The organism is Pedobacter sp. MC2016-15, from assembly GCF_026239695.1.
Classification (GTDB): Bacteria; Bacteroidota; Bacteroidia; order Sphingobacteriales; family Sphingobacteriaceae; genus Pedobacter.
Window position 1 is genome coordinate 59,733 of sequence record NZ_JAPIVS010000009.1, and the last position, 15,474, is coordinate 75,206.

Consider the following 15,474-nt stretch of genomic DNA (forward strand, 5'->3'; position numbering starts at 1 on the left):
CACTTTAAATAACAAGCAATGTTCGGTTCTAAAATAGATTTATTTGACAAAGAATGGCTTGATGTTGTGTTTGCAAGAAAAAACAAATCATACGGAGCTTATGAGCTGCGTAAGGAAAACGGAGCAAATACAAGCAAGGCATTATTTTTGGCATCGGCAGTCTTCATATTTCTTTTCCTTTTACCTAAGATCGTAGATTTGATCAAAGGTCAAATGCCAGAAGAAGAGATCGTGAAACAAACTGAAGTTGTCGTGGCTCCACCACCGCCGGTGGATCCAAAAACTCCACCACCGCCACCAGTTGAGCCACCGCCACCAAAGACGGATCAAATCAAGTTCCCTCCTCCGGTTGTAAAGCCAGATAATGAGGTTCGTGATGAAGATCCTCCACAGGTTGAGCAGTTGAAGGCAGCTGACCCGGGACAGAAAACTATCGAAGGTGATCCAGGTGCGGACATCGTTGTAGTGGGTCCGGTAGGTGAAGGCCCTAAACAAGCAGCAGTGGTAGAAGATACTAAAGTTTATGACTTTGTAAGTATTGAGACTCAGCCAGGATTCCCTGGTGGTATGGATAAATTTTACGCATACTTAGGTAAGGCGATCAGATATCCTCCTATGGCTCAGGAAAACAATATTCAGGGTAAAGTGTTCTGTTCTTTCGTAGTAGAGAAAGATGGTCGCTTAACTGATATTAAAGTAGAGCGTAAATTGGGTGGTGGTACTGATGAAGAAGCCGTAAGGGTACTAAAGGCAAGTCCGAAATGGACCCCTGGTATTCAGAATGGTAAGCCGGTAAGGGTAAAATATAACATCCCTATCAGCTTTACATTATCTAACTAATCATCATAATGATTGACTTCAATACATTTAAACAGAAATCGCCTCAACAGCGGTTTCTGTTCATTTTAGGGCTAGTGATGTTTGCCATGTATCTGGCACTTGGAATCTATCTTATCTTCTGGAAAGACATTCCATTTGATATCGAGCCTACTTACCGGATCTTATTTGGTGTCCTGCTGATCGTTTATGCAGGGATAAGATTCTTCCGGTTAATCAATCAAAAAGACAACTAAATGAATAAGTTATTTTTTCTGCTCCCGGTTATTCTGTTTGCGGCCTGTAAACCGAAAACCAAAAAAGAACCTGTTGAAGAAACCCGTACCTCCGGAACAGTAAAGCTGATTGTGGACGAAAGTTTTTCTTCAGTTCTTGCGGATCAGATAGAAGTATTTAAAATTGATTATCCTGATACCCGGTTTGACCTTGTAGAGGGGAGTGAAAACAAGATTATGCCGGCATTTCTCAAAGACAGTGTGCGTGCTGCAGTTTTGTCGAGGGTATTAACTCCTGATGAAGAAAAAGCATTCACCAGGCGTAATGTCAGAATTTCCAGCTCCCGGTTTGCAATCGATGGCATTGCCCTGATTACAGGTAATGATAACCCGGATTCCACGATTACTGCCGACCAGGTGATAGCCATGATGAAAGGAAATAATCCTCAGGGCATCAATTTGGTTTTTGATAATGCAAATTCAAGTACGCTCCGGTATTTTAAGGAGCTTGCTGAAGTAAAAGTGCTTCCAACATCAGGAATCTATACTTTAAATACCAATAAAGACGTTATAAAGTACGTTGCAGAACACAAAAACTATATTGGAATTGTTGGTGTAAACTGGTTGCTCAACGGGCAAAGGGACAGTTTTGATTTTACCTCTCAGGTAAAAGTGCTTGGTGTAAAAAATGTGAAGGGAAAGAAGGGTGATGATGCGTTTTACAAACCGAGCCAGAAAAATCTGATTAATGGTATTTATCCTTTCTTAAGGAATGTTTATATCATTAAAGCGGAAGTAAAAAACGATTTAGGCACGGGTTTTGCCAATTGGTTAGTAAGTCAAAGGGGCCAGCTGATCGTTCTTAAGTCGGGACTTGGCCCAAATAAAATGAACTCGCGGGACATTAATATAAAGAGTGAGAATTAAATATTATATTGAGCCCGGAATTACAGCTTGAAAATTTAATAATGTATTTCGCTGCTAATGCAAACTCATTCATTTATGGAGCCTGCACAGCTGAGTTCTGGCTTCATTGACTGATAAATAAGATTAGAGAGGAATAACTTGATAAATACTGAAAAACAAACAACGAACAGATGAAAATGACAAAGAAAGCAATAACCTTAAGTTTAGGTTTAGTAGTAATGGGTTCTGCCTCTTTTGCTCAAAATTTGAATGACGCAAAGAAAGCGATTGATGCAGAGCAGTACGCGAAAGCTACATCTATGCTAAAATCACTGGTAAATTCACAAGCCGGTAAAGGAGAGAACTATTTTAGTTTAGGAGAAGTGTATCTCAAAAATGACTATGTTGACTCTGCCAAAGCAGTTTTTAATAAAGGAATTGCCGCTGATGCCAAGTATGCGTTAAACTATGTTGGTTTAGGTAAAGCTGAGCTTGCTTCCAACAATCCAACGGGCGCAAAAGCAAGTTTTGATAAAGCTATTGCTGCTGCTTCAAAAAAGGATTATCTTCCTTACATGTATATTGGTAAAGCTTATGTAGAACAGGATAAGCCTGATTTCGCAGCTGCACTGCCAATGTTACAAAAAGCTGATGAATTAGATGCTTCTGATAAAGATCCTGAAACATTCGTTGCTTTAGGTGATTTCTATGCTGCTCAGAAAAAGAACTCTGAAGCTTTAAGTAACTATCTGCGTGCATTAAATATGAACGAAACTCAGGTAAGACCTAAAGTTCAGATCGGTAGAATGTACAAAGAATCAAGAGCATTTCCTGAATCTGAGACTCAATTAAAAGAAGTAATCACTGCAGATCCTAACTATGGTCCTGCTTACCGTGAGATCGCTGAGCTTTATATGCAATGGGCTAACTTTGAGCCGGCAAACTTCGCAGCGAAATCTACAGAAGCGATTACAAACTATAAAAAATATCTTGACCTGACTGATAAGTCGTTTGATGCAAGGTTACGTTATGCGCAGTTCCTGTACTATGCTAAGGACTACAAATCACTGGAAACAGAGACTGCTGATCTTGCAAAATTATATCCAAACAACCAGAAAGCTCTTGTTATTCAGCGTTTACAGGCCTATTCAGCTGCTGAAAACAAAAACCCTGAAAGTTTGAAACTGTTAACTGATTTCTTTGCTAAAAACACTGATACTTCACGCCTGATCGCTGCCGATTATCTTTATTTAGGTAAAGCCCAGTTATTGGCAAATCAAGATAGTTTAGCTTTAATCAGCATTACTAAAGCGGTTGAGAAAGATTCAACAAATGTTGAAGCTTTGGAAGATGTAGGTAAAGCTTTATATGGTAACAAAAAATATGCTGAGGCAGCTGGTGTTTATAAAAATGCAATTAAGTTAAATCCAAATGGTAAAGGTTCATTGACCAACTATTACTATTTAGCTTCTGCAAACTATTACAACTATGCAATTGCTGATCAGAACAAACAAAATCCGGATAAAAAATTGTTAGTTGAAGCTGATTCTGCACTGGCTTTCATCAACAAAACTGCTCCGGACTTTACTTTAGCTTACATCACTAGAGGTCGTGTAGCACGTTACATGGATGATGCAACAAATCCAAAAGGATTGGTTATTCCTTACTACGAGCAATATATTGACCTGGTTACGGTTAAAAAACCAGAACTGGCAGCTCAACCTGCTGAAAAGCGTAATATCCTTGAAGCTTATACTAACCTAGGATACGCGTATATGAATACGGACAAAGCAAAAGCTACTGACATGTTCAACAAAGCTTTGGCGATTGACCCATCTTATGCAAACGCTTCCAATGGTTTGAAGTCACTGACAGCTCCGGCTCCAAAAGCTCCGGTGAAAAAGGCGGCGCCTAAAAAGAAATAAACGTTATAAATAATACAAATTGAAAAGGCAGGGTTGATTTCCTGCCTTTTTCTTTTACTTTTGTACCCAAATTCAATTAATATGGAAACCCAAAGTCTACCTTCAGATTTTCTCCCGATTATATTTCAGGTTATTGTAGCCATGGGATTTGTTGTAGTAACCTTATTTGCTACGCACTTCTTAGGCCCTGCACGTAAGACTAAAGATAAGCTGAGTACTTTTGAGGCAGGAGTAAAGGTGATTGGTAATGCACGTCAGCCCTTCTCAATTAAATACTTCCTGGTGGCGATCCTGTTTGTCCTTTTTGATGTGGAGGTGATCTTCATGTATCCATGGGCAGTAAATTTCAGGGATCTGGGATGGTCAGGCCTGATTGAAATGTTTATTTTCATGGCAACCCTTTTACTGGGCTTTATTTACATCCTGAAAAAGAAAGCACTGGATTGGAACTAAACTATTTAGATCGTTTCTAAATCTGGTTACGTTCATATCATTTGCCCCTAATTATTGTAGATTTGTGGTTCATTCTGTATTAGAATGAGCCTTTTTTGTTTTATGATATGAGTGACATCAATATAGTAGACGCGCCTCCGGGCATTGAAGGATCTGGGTTTTTCGCCACATCTTTAGACAAGGTTGTCGGCCTTGCCCGTTCCCATTCATTATGGCCCCTACCATTTGCTACATCCTGCTGTGGAATTGAATTTATGGCTACCATGGGTTCACACTATGACCTTGGCCGTTTCGGTTCTGAGCGTCTGAGTTTTTCTCCGCGCCAGGCAGATTTATTAATGGTTATGGGCACCATCGCTAAGAAAATGGGACCTGTATTAAAACAAGTTTATCTTCAGATGGCAGAGCCGCGCTGGGTAATGGCTGTTGGTGCCTGCGCATCAAGCGGCGGTATTTTTGATACCTATTCTGTATTGCAGGGAATCGATGAGATCATTCCTGTAGACGTTTATGTTCCGGGTTGCCCACCGAGGCCTGAAGCGATCTTAGATGGTTTTGGTAAGATCCAGGAGCTGGTTAGGAATGAGTCTGGCAGAAGAAGGCATTCTGATCAATACAAACAAATGTTGGCTTCATACGGAATAGACTAATGGCTGCGATAACCAATGAAGATCTGATTAAACTGCTGGGCGATAAGTTTGGTAGTAAAATAACCGGCGTTAATGAGCCTTATGGTTTACTTACTTTTGAAACCACCAAAGATGTGATTATTGATGTCCTTGGTTTTTTAAAGGAAAGCGCAGGATCAGGATTTAATTTCCTGACTGACATCACTGCTGTTCATTATCCTGAGAGAAATCACATTGCTGTGGTGTATCACCTGCACAATATGGTGGATAAAATCAGGGTGAGGATAAAAGTGTTTATCCATGAACAAACTCCTACAATTCCTACTGCCACTGTTCTCTGGAATGGAGCAAACTGGATGGAGCGGGAAACATATGACTTTTTCGGAGTTAAATTCGAAGGTCACCCGGATTTGAGAAGGATTTTAAACATGGATGAGCTCAACGTGCATCCAATGCTGAAACAATATCCTTTGGAAGATCCAAACAGAGTTGATAAAAAAGACGAATACTTTGGTAGATAAGAACATGAATCACAATCAACCAGTATATACAGACAACGATCCACAGGATGAACTGGTAACCCTTAATTTAGGTCCCACTCACCCGGCTACCCACGGTGTTTTCCAGAATATTCTTCAGTTAGACGGAGAGCGTATCGTAAGCGGAGTTTCCACCATCGGGTATATTCACCGTGCTTTTGAAAAGATAGCTGAACACAGACCATTTTACCAGATCACCCCGCTGACAGACAGGTTAAACTACTGTTCATCGCCGATCAATAATATGGGCTGGCATATGACAGTGGAGAAACTGTTAAATATTAAAATTCCTAAACGTGTTGATTATCTCAGGATCATCATCATGGAACTGGCGCGGATCTCAGATCATATTATCTGTAATACGATCATCGCCCAGGATACCGGCGCTACAACTACTTTCCTGTACCTTTTTCAGTTCAGAGAGCATATTTATGAGATCTATGAAGAGGTATGTGGCGCACGTTTAACTACAAACATCGGACGTATTGGTGGCTTTGAAAGAGATTTCAATGATATCGCTTTTGCGAAGATCAATAAGTTCCTGAAAGAGTTCCCTGTTGCGCTTAAAGAATTTGAAAGTCTGCTTAACCGGAACCGCATTTTCATTGATCGTACTGCAGGTGTTGCCTGTGTTACGCCTGAGGATGCCTTAAGTTATAGCTGGAGCGGACCTCTTCTGCGTGCCACGGGTGTAGACTATGATGTCCGTGTAAATGAACCTTACTGTTCATATGACGACTTCGATTTTGAAGTTCCCGTAGGAACCAGCGGAGATATTTACGACAGATACCTTGTGCGCAACGAGGAAATGTGGCAAAGTGTTAGCCTCATCGAACAGGCAATGGAGAAAATAAAACATGAACCTGCAGGAGTGTTCCACGCAGATGTTCCTGATTTTTATCTTCCGGCCAAAGAGGAAGTATATAACAACATGGAAGCACTGATTTACCATTTCAAAATTGTAATGGGCGAGATCGATGCTCCTAAAGCTGAAGTATATCATGCTGTTGAAGGCGGGAATGGCGAGCTTGGATTTTATCTGATCAATGATGGCGGAAGGACTCCTTACCGTCTGCATTTCAGAAGACCAAGTTTTATCAATTACTCAATGTATGCAAAAATGAGTGAGGGAATGCTGTTATCTGATGCCATTATCAACATGAGTAGTATGAATATTATTGCCGGAGAATTAGATGCTTAAAGTAGAACAACAACAACCTGTAGAGTTTTCGCCAGCTTTGATCACAAAGTTTGACGAGATCGCAAGTAGATATCCTGAAGGCAAACAGAAGTCGGCCTTATTACCTGTTCTTCACGAAGTTCAGGCTGAGCTGGGCTGGTTAAGTGCTGCTGCAATGGATAAAGTAGCAGAATACCTGAAGATAGAACCAATTGAAGTTTATGAAGTGGCATCTTTTTACAGTATGTACTTCTTAAAACCACAAGGGAAATATACACTTGAAGTTTGCCGTACCGGGCCTTGCTGTCTGGTAGGTGCCGAGAAAGTGATGGACCATATTGAGAAGACATTGGGTGTCAAAGAAAATGAAGTTACTGCAGATGGCTTGTTCAGCTGGAGAGGGGTAGAGTGTCTGGCCGCCTGTGGTTTTGGCCCGGTGTTGCAGATAGGACCTGAATACACATTTTATGAAAACCTTGACGAGCAAAAGGTAGATACATTGATAGCAGACTTACGCAAAAAATAATGGCACGTAAACTCTTATTAGAACATATAAACGTACCAGGCATCAATACACTTGATGTTTACCGCCAGAAAGGTGGATACCGCGCTGTTGAAAAGGCTTTAAAAACCTTAACCCCTGACGAAGTGGTAGAAGAGGTTAAAAAGTCGGGCTTACGCGGACGTGGTGGAGCAGGATTTCCTACGGGAATGAAATGGAGCTTTTTGGCAAAACCTGAAGGCGTAGCACGTTATCTGGTGTGTAATGCAGATGAGTCTGAGCCGGGAACTTTTAAAGACCGTTATCTGATGACGTATATTCCTCATGCTTTAATAGAGGGAATGATCGTATCTAGTTATGCGCTGGGAGCTAAAACGTCTTATATCTATGTGCGTGGCGAAATGATGCCGCAAATCAGGATTCTGGAAAAAGCAATTGCTGAAGCAAAAGCCGCTGGTCTCCTCGGTAAAAATATTTTAGGCTCTGGTTATGACCTGGAGTTATATGTGCAGCCAGGTGGTGGGGCGTATATCTGCGGTGAAGAAACAGCCCTCCTGGAGTCGCTTGAAGGGAAAAGAGGTAATCCAAGGATTAAACCACCATTTCCAGCTATTGCAGGATTATATGGTTGCCCAACAGTGGTAAACAACGTAGAATCAATTGCCGCCGTTGTGCCTATTATCAACGAGAGTGGCGATGAATATGCTAAAATTGGTATTGGACGCAGTACGGGTACTAAACTTATATCAGCTTCTGGAAACCTGGTAAGACCAGGCGTATATGAAATTGAATTGGGACTTCCTGTTGAAGAGTTTATTTACTCTGACGAATACTGTGGGGGTATTGCCAATGGCAAGAGACTGAAGGCTACGGTAGCCGGAGGATCCTCAGTACCAGTTTTACCGGCTAACCTGACGCTTAAACTTGCGAATGGCGAACCAAGACTAATGAGTTATGAATCGCTTTCTGAAGGAGGATTTGCAACAGGAACCATGATGGGTTCTGGTGGTTTTATCGCTTTTGATGAAGATCAGTGTATCGTAAGAAATACCTGGAATTTCTCTCGTTTCTACCACCATGAAAGTTGCGGACAGTGTTCGCCATGTCGTGAAGGAACAGGATGGATGGAAAAGGTATTACACAGAATTGAATACGGTCATGGAAAAATGAGTGATATCGACCTGCTGGTGGATGTTTCAAGAAAGATCGAAGGTAATACTATTTGTCCTTTGGGAGATGCTGCTGCATGGCCAGTTGCCAGTGCGATCAGGCATTTCAGGGATGAATTTGAATGGCATGTAAGAGAGCCCCTGAAAAGTCAGGAGACCAATTACGGTATCGCAAAGTATGCAGAGCCGATTGCCAAAGCAGAAGTGACTACAGAAAATTAAAGAATATCTTTAACAATGAGTGAAAAAGTTAAGGTAACCATAGACGGGATAACTGTTGAAGTTGAGCCCGGAACAACGATCCTGAATGCTGCAAGGCAGATTGGAGGAGATATTGTGCCTCCTGCAATGTGCTATTATTCTAAACTGGAAGGCAGTGGCGGGAAATGCCGTACCTGTATTGTAAAGGTGAGCAAGGGTTCTGAAAAAGACCCAAGACCAATGCCTAAGCTGGTTGCGTCATGCCGTACTACAGTAATGGATGGGATGGAAGTGATGAACATTACTTCACCAGAAGTGCTGGAAGCCCGCGCAGGAGTGGTAGAGATTTTGCTCATCAACCACCCGCTGGATTGTCCGGTATGTGACCAGGCTGGCGAGTGTGATTTGCAAAACCTCGGTTATGAACATGGTTTACAAAAAACAAGATATGAGTTTGAACGCCGTACTTTCGAAAGAATAGATATTGGTGATAAAATCCAGTTGCATATGAACAGGTGCATTTTGTGCTACCGTTGTGTGTTTACAGCTGATCAGATTACCAATAAACGTGTTCATGGTATCCTCAACAGGGGAGACCATTCTGAAATTTCTACTTACATCCAAACGGCTGTTGACAATGATTTCTCCGGAAACGTGATCGATGTTTGTCCTGTAGGAGCATTAACGGACAGAACTTTCCGTTTCAAAAACAGGGTTTGGTTTACAAAACCGGTAGATGCCCACAGAGATTGTCCTACCTGCAGCGGTAAAGTAACGCTGTGGTATAAAGGTGCAGATGTGTTACGTGTAACTGCACGTAAGGATATCTATGGTGAGGTAGAAGAGTTTATCTGCAATACCTGCCGTTTCGATAAAAAGAAAACAGATGATTGGGTGATCGAACACCCTACGCATATCAGCGATGCCTCTGTGATTTCTTCTAATCACTATGAGACGATGATACCTCTGCCTGTTATTCAGGAAAACCTGCGTTTACAGGAAGCTAACAAAGTTGAATTGGAAAAAACCGCTAAATTCTAATGGATATCACGTTTGTAATAGAAAAATTTGTACTTGTAGCTGTCATTTTCGGTATAAGTTTATTGATCGCGATGTATTCAACATATGCGGAAAGAAAAGTTGCTGCATTTTTACAGGACAGGCTTGGACCTGACCGTGCCGGCCCTGCAGGGATGTTCCAGCCACTGGCCGATGGACTGAAAATGTTTATGAAAGAAGAGATCATACCAACACATGCCAATAAATGGTTGTTTATGGTGGGGCCTGGTCTGGCGATGTTAACTGCCTGTATCGGTACAGCTGTTATTCCCTGGGGAAGCCCGGTAACCATCGGTAGCAAGGTGATCTCATTACAGGTTACAGATATTAACGTAGGTGTACTGTATATCTTTGGTGTAGTATCTTTAAGTGTTTATGGCGTAATGATCGGAGGCTGGGCTTCCAACAATAAGTACTCTCTGCTCAGTGCTATTCGCGCTGCTTCTCAGAATATCAGTTATGAGGTAGCCATGGGATTGTCTATCATCGCCTTATTGCTGGTAACAAATACTCTTAGTCTTAAAGAAATTGTAGAGCAGCAGCATGGCTGGCACTGGAATGTGCTTTACCAACCTGTAGGCTTTATTCTTTTTATCGTTTGTGCATTTGCTGAAACCAACCGTGCCCCTTTTGACTTACCGGAATGTGAAACAGAGCTGATTGGTGGTTACCATACAGAATATTCATCAATGAAACTGGGTTTTTACCTGTTTGCAGAATATATCAACATGTTTGTGTCTTCAGCAGTGATGTCTACGCTGTACTTCGGTGGATATAATTATCCCGGGATGGATTACGTAGCCACAGTTGCGGGCCCTGTTATTGCACCTCTTATCGGAACGGTAGTCCTGTTCGCTAAAATATTTGCCTTCATATTTTTCTTTATGTGGGTAAGGTGGACAATCCCCCGCTTCCGTTATGATCAGTTGATGCATTTGGGATGGAAAGTTCTGATGCCACTGGCAATAGCAAATGTGATCATCACGGGTATCGTGATTGCAATAGTAGAAAAGTTTTAACTATCCGTACTGCGGAATATAAAAGGAGGTTTAATGGAACCATTAACCAATAAAAAGAAAGTATTAATTCAGAAGCCACTGACATTTGCTGAAAGGATCTACCTTCCGGCACTTACTAAAGGTTTATCTATTACCATTAGTCACTTTTTCAAAAAAGAAGCGACGATCAGATATCCTGAGGTTGAACGCGAAATGTCGATCAACTGGAGAGGAATGCACTCTCTGAAAAGGGATGAAGACGGCAGAGAACGCTGTACGGCATGTGGACTGTGTGCCTTATCGTGTCCTGCAGAGGCGATCACTATGATTGCAGCTGAGCGTAAACCTGAAGAGAAGAACTTGTACAGAGAAGAGAAATACGCTTCTGTATATGAAATCAATATGTTGCGCTGCATTTTCTGTGGTTTATGTGAAGAAGCTTGTCCAAAAGAAGCCATTTATTTAGACGGCCCTATTGTACCATCAGATTACCTGCGTAAAGATTTTATCTATGGCAAGGATAAACTGGTAGAACAGCCTTTAGTTCAGAAATAACAAGAATTGAGGCCTGAGGCTTCAGCTATAAATTTTATACATTTGCCGCTTTCGGCGCTTAAACAAAAATAATAAATGGGTACATCAGTATTCTATCTGGTCGCTTTCTTAAGTATCTTCTTTTCACTGATGGTGATTTTCGCGAAGAACCCTGTGCACAGCGTACTTTATCTGATCGTAACTTTCTTTACGTTCACCGTTCATTACATCTTGCTGAATGCACAATTCCTGGCAGTGGTAAACTTCATTGTTTATATGGGCGCAATCATGGTACTCTTCCTGTTTGTTCTGATGCTGCTCAATCTCAATAAGGATAATGAGCCTTTGAAATCCGGACTGGTAAAGGTAGTTGGTATTGTTGCCGGATGTTGTCTGCTGGTTACGCTGGCAGGGTCATTAAAGGCAACCGCAGTATCTAATCCACTGGTATTACAAAACGTAAATCTGGGATTGGTTAAAAACCTGGGTAAAGAATTATTCGGCCCTTTTATGCTGCCTTTCGAATTGTCTTCAATTCTTCTGCTGACAGCGATGGTGGGTGCCGTATTGTTAACTAAAAAAGAAAAAGTATAGTGGGAAACATTACTCAAGATTTACAGGGCGTACCTCTTAACCATTACATCTGGTTAAGTGCCATTATTTTTACTATTGGCGTAATAGGCGTGCTTACCCGCAGAAATGCGATCGTGATTTTTATGTCGGTAGAGTTGATGCTCAATGCGGTTAACTTATTACTTACCGCTTTTTCGGTACATAGCAATGATCCTTCAGGACAAGTATTTGTGTTTTTCATCATGGCGCTGGCAGCGGCAGAAGTTGCAGTGGGGCTAAGTATCATCGTGATGGTTTACAGAAACACACAGTCTACCAATATTAATGTATTGAATCGCCTTAAGTGGTAATTATTAAGAATAAATTATAAAATGATAAATTTAGTTTGGCTGGTTCCGTTAATTCCTTTGTTGGGCTTTGTGATCAACGGTGTGGGAAGAAATACATTTTCTAAAAACCTGATCGGTCTGATCGGAAGTGGCGTAATATTCATCTCTTTCGTTATTAGTATCGGTATCTTTTTAGCACTGGGCAATGATGCCGTAAAATCACATGAGATCTTCCTGTTTGACTGGATCAGTGCAGGATCATTGAAAATTCCGCTATCATTCCTGGTTGACCCACTGAGTTCAATCATGCTCCTGATCATTACTGGTATCGGATTCCTCATTCATATTTATTCTATCGGTTACATGCATGATGACGAAGGATTCGGTAAGTTCTTTAGCTACCTGAACCTGTTTATCTTCTTCATGCTCTTACTTGTGCTCGGATCAAATTATATTGTGATGTTTATCGGCTGGGAAGGCGTAGGTCTATGTTCTTACCTGCTGATTGGATTCTGGTTTACCAATGCCAGTTATGCATCAGCTGCAAAAAAAGCTTTCGTAATGAACCGTATCGGGGATTTGGGTTTTCTGATCGCAGTATTCCTCATTTTTACCACTTTCGGCAGTATTGAGTTTTCAAAAGTCTTTCCTCTGGCAGGAAACATGCTTCCCGGCAACTCAACGATTGCACTGATCGCCTTATTGTTATTCGTAGGTGCCTGCGGTAAATCCGCACAATTGCCACTATTTACCTGGTTACCGGATGCGATGGCCGGACCAACACCGGTTTCTGCACTGATCCATGCTGCCACAATGGTAACGGCAGGGATTTACATGATTGCACGTTCCAATGTGCTTTTTGACCTTGCGCCTGTTGTTCAACATATCATTGCCATTGTAGGTTTAGCTACAGCAGTACTGGGTGCCCTGATTGCAATTACACAAACAGATATTAAAAAAGTACTGGCTTATTCAACCGTGTCTCAATTGGGCTATATGTTCCTGGGATTAGGTGTAGGAGCTTATAACGGATCATTTTTCCACGTGATTACCCATGCGTTCTTCAAAGCACTCTTATTCCTGTGTGCAGGTTCGGTCATTCATGCCATGCACCACGAACAAGACATGAGACATATGGGAGGTTTGCGTAAAAAACTTCCTGTAACGTTTATTACGATGCTGATCGGTACAATTGCCATTTCAGGACTGCCGCCGTTTTCAGGTTTCTTCTCTAAAGATGAGATCCTGGCGCATGTATATGAACACAACAAAGTGATGTGGGCCATAGGTGTATTTACCGCCTTCCTTACGGCTTTCTATATGTTCAGAATGATCTTCCTGACTTTCTTCGGAACATACAGGGGAACACATCATGCAGAAGAAAAAATCCATGAGTCGCCGTCAAGTATGACTTTCCCATTGATCGTTCTGGCTGTGCTTTCTGCAGTTGGTGGCGCATTGGGAATACCAGAAGCACTGGGTGGCCATCACTGGCTGTCGGGCTGGCTCGCACCTGTGATTCCGCATCATGCCGGAGCAGAAGATTTCGCTACTGAATATATTCTGATGGCAGTATCAGTAATCGGTGTGATCATTTCTATCGTTATTGCATACTTTAAATATGTAAAACAGAATCATGTTCCTGTTTCAGATGAAACGAAAAGGACTGCACTGGCAGGACTGTCATATCATAAATTCTATATTGATGAGATCTACGATATGCTGATCAGAAGACCACTTGATGCACTGTCCGGATTCTTTTACCGTGTATTTGATAAAAAGATTGTTGATGGTATTGTGAATGGCCTGGGATGGAGTGCATCTGAGGCAAGTAAAGGTGTCAGGTTACTGCAATCCGGAAATGTTGGTTTCTATATCTTCATGATGGTGGCAGGAATCATCTCATTGTTATTGTATACTTATTTATCTCTATAAAAGATCGTCCAAGAAAACATAATGGAACAAGTTTTACTACTTCTTATATTTTTACCATTAGTTGGTGCGCTGGTTACAGCATTTACCGGCAATGCCGCAAAACATGTGGCCATGGTCTTTGCTTTAGTTTCACTGGCCATCGCAGTAGCGGTTGCCACTCAGTTCACACCGGATGCAACTACGCAATTTGCGGTTAATCTGCCATGGATACAAAGCCTGGGCATTAATTTCCATGCGGGAATTGATGGTATCAGCCTGATCACGGTGTTACTGACCAATGTGCTAATCCCGATTATCATTTTGGCAAGCTACCAGCATGACTACAAAAACCCGGCATCATTCTTTGGACTGATTTTATTTATGCAGGCAGGACTGCTTGTCGTATTTACTGCAATGGATGCATTCCTGTTCTACATTGGATGGGAAGCTGCATTGATACCGATCTATTTTATCTGTGCGATCTGGGGCGGAAAAGACAGGGTGCGTGTAAATATGAAATTCTTTGTGTATACCATCGCTGGTTCCCTGTTTATGTTACTTGGAATTATCTATTTATACCTGCAGAACCCAGCTCATAATTTTGATATTCAAGCGTTTTATCAATTGAGTTTAGATCCTGCGCAACAGTGCTGGATTTTCTGGTCGTTCTTTATTGCCTTTGCGATTAAAATGCCTGTTTTTCCATTCCATACCTGGCAGCCTGATACGTATACTGAAGCTCCGGCTGCAGGTACAATGCTGCTTTCGGGAATCATGCTGAAAATGGGTATCTACGGAGTGATCCGTTGGTTGTTGCCAATTGTGCCTGCGGGTGTTCAGGATTGGGGTACTACAGCCATCATATTATCTGTAATCGGTATTGTATATGCTTCGCTGATTGCTTTCACACAGAAGAATGCAAAAAGACTGGTAGCGTATTCTTCCATAGCTCACGTAGGTCTGATATCTGCGGGTATCTTTGCACTGAATACTCAGGGAATGCAGGGAGCGATGATCCAGATGTTTAGCCATGGGATCAATGTGGTAGGTCTGTTTTTCGTGCTGGATATTATATCTTCCAGACTTAAGACCAATACGATCGCTGAACTGGGCGGAATTGCTAAAGTAGCACCTAAACTTGCCATTGCATTTCTGATCATTGTTTTGGGTACCGTAGCATTACCGGGAACCAATGGTTTCATAGGAGAGTTTCTGCTGCTAATGGGGGTGTATCAGTATAACATCTGGGCAGTAGTTTTTGCCGGCCTTACGATCATCTTCGGCGCGGTATATATGCTGAGAATGTATCAGCAGATCATGCTTGGTAAAACAAACGAACTCACCATAGGATTTGAAGACATTAAAGGATCTGAAACATTAGTATTAGTGATCATTTGCGCACTGGTTATTGTCCTTGGAGTTTATCCAAAACCAATTCTTCATTTATCAGAAGCTTCGGTACAGCAATTATTAGAACAGGTAAATCAAAAATTAACATCGGTAAAATAAAG

General features: G+C 41.6%; 17 protein-coding genes. All 17 read left to right on the forward strand.

Going from position 1 to position 15,474, the window contains the following annotated elements:
• Positions 1-18 precede the first annotated feature (18 nt).
• The 17 genes from OQY15_RS21495 (at position 19) to OQY15_RS21575 (ending at position 15,472) form a co-directional block, all read left to right on the forward strand.
• Complete coding sequence (locus OQY15_RS21495) at positions 19-840, forward strand: energy transducer TonB (RefSeq protein WP_265794149.1); 822 nt, start codon at positions 19-21, stop codon at positions 838-840.
• Positions 841-848: 8 nt separating this feature from the next.
• Positions 849-1,073: a hypothetical protein gene (locus tag OQY15_RS21500; RefSeq protein WP_265794150.1), complete on the forward strand. Its 225-nt coding sequence runs from the start codon at positions 849-851 to the stop codon at positions 1,071-1,073.
• Complete coding sequence (locus OQY15_RS21505) at positions 1,074-1,979, forward strand: substrate-binding domain-containing protein (protein WP_265794151.1); 906 nt, start codon at positions 1,074-1,076, stop codon at positions 1,977-1,979. It begins immediately after the preceding gene.
• Between the two features lie 170 nt (positions 1,980-2,149).
• On the forward strand, positions 2,150-3,883 hold the full coding sequence (locus OQY15_RS21510) for a hypothetical protein (RefSeq protein WP_265794152.1): 1,734 nt from the start codon (positions 2,150-2,152) through the stop codon (positions 3,881-3,883).
• An 81-nt stretch (positions 3,884-3,964) separates the two neighbouring features.
• Positions 3,965-4,336 (forward strand): NADH-quinone oxidoreductase subunit A, encoded by a 372-nt coding sequence (locus OQY15_RS21515; protein WP_265794154.1) that lies wholly within the window; start codon positions 3,965-3,967, stop codon positions 4,334-4,336.
• A 107-nt stretch (positions 4,337-4,443) separates the two neighbouring features.
• Entirely contained in the window at positions 4,444-4,986 is a 543-nt protein-coding gene (locus OQY15_RS21520) for an NADH-quinone oxidoreductase subunit B (protein ID WP_265794155.1), read from the forward strand.
• Positions 4,986-5,486 (forward strand): NADH-quinone oxidoreductase subunit C, encoded by a 501-nt coding sequence (locus OQY15_RS21525; protein WP_265794156.1) that lies wholly within the window; start codon positions 4,986-4,988, stop codon positions 5,484-5,486. The genes OQY15_RS21520 and OQY15_RS21525 overlap by 1 nt, the downstream gene beginning before the upstream one ends.
• 4 nt (positions 5,487-5,490) lie before the next feature.
• Positions 5,491-6,705 carry an NADH-quinone oxidoreductase subunit D gene (locus tag OQY15_RS21530; RefSeq protein WP_265794157.1) on the forward strand — a complete coding sequence of 405 codons (1,215 nt, stop codon included), beginning with the start codon at positions 5,491-5,493 and terminating at the stop codon, positions 6,703-6,705.
• Positions 6,698-7,210, forward strand: a complete 513-nt coding sequence (locus OQY15_RS21535) for an NAD(P)H-dependent oxidoreductase subunit E (protein WP_265794158.1) — start codon at positions 6,698-6,700, stop codon at positions 7,208-7,210. Before OQY15_RS21530 ends, OQY15_RS21535 begins: the two co-directional genes overlap by 8 nt.
• Positions 7,210-8,577 (forward strand): NADH-quinone oxidoreductase subunit NuoF, encoded by a 1,368-nt coding sequence (gene nuoF, locus OQY15_RS21540; protein WP_265794159.1) that lies wholly within the window; start codon positions 7,210-7,212, stop codon positions 8,575-8,577. Before OQY15_RS21535 ends, nuoF begins: the two co-directional genes overlap by 1 nt.
• A 15-nt stretch (positions 8,578-8,592) precedes the next feature.
• The gene (locus OQY15_RS21545) at positions 8,593-9,597 is read left to right on the forward strand and encodes a 2Fe-2S iron-sulfur cluster-binding protein (RefSeq protein ID WP_265794161.1); all 1,005 of its coding nucleotides are present in this window, start codon (positions 8,593-8,595) and stop codon (positions 9,595-9,597) included.
• A complete protein-coding gene (nuoH, locus tag OQY15_RS21550) occupies positions 9,597-10,634 on the forward strand; it encodes an NADH-quinone oxidoreductase subunit NuoH (protein WP_265794163.1) in 1,038 nt (345 codons plus the stop codon). Before OQY15_RS21545 ends, nuoH begins: the two co-directional genes overlap by 1 nt.
• A 33-nt stretch (positions 10,635-10,667) precedes the next feature.
• Positions 10,668-11,168 (forward strand): NADH-quinone oxidoreductase subunit I, encoded by a 501-nt coding sequence (locus tag OQY15_RS21555; RefSeq protein WP_265794165.1) that lies wholly within the window; start codon positions 10,668-10,670, stop codon positions 11,166-11,168.
• A gap of 75 nt (positions 11,169-11,243) precedes the next feature.
• Positions 11,244-11,741 (forward strand): NADH-quinone oxidoreductase subunit J, encoded by a 498-nt coding sequence (locus OQY15_RS21560; protein WP_265794166.1) that lies wholly within the window; start codon positions 11,244-11,246, stop codon positions 11,739-11,741.
• A complete protein-coding gene (nuoK, locus tag OQY15_RS21565; protein ID WP_265794167.1) occupies positions 11,741-12,070 on the forward strand; it encodes an NADH-quinone oxidoreductase subunit NuoK in 330 nt (109 codons plus the stop codon). The genes OQY15_RS21560 and nuoK overlap by 1 nt, the downstream gene beginning before the upstream one ends.
• Positions 12,071-12,091: 21 nt before the next feature.
• Positions 12,092-13,984 (forward strand): NADH-quinone oxidoreductase subunit L, encoded by a 1,893-nt coding sequence (gene nuoL, locus OQY15_RS21570; RefSeq protein WP_265794168.1) that lies wholly within the window; start codon positions 12,092-12,094, stop codon positions 13,982-13,984.
• Positions 13,985-14,005: 21 nt separating this feature from the next.
• Positions 14,006-15,472 carry an NADH-quinone oxidoreductase subunit M gene (locus OQY15_RS21575; RefSeq protein ID WP_265794169.1) on the forward strand — a complete coding sequence of 489 codons (1,467 nt, stop codon included), beginning with the start codon at positions 14,006-14,008 and terminating at the stop codon, positions 15,470-15,472.
• The last annotated feature ends 2 nt before the right edge of the window (positions 15,473-15,474 follow it).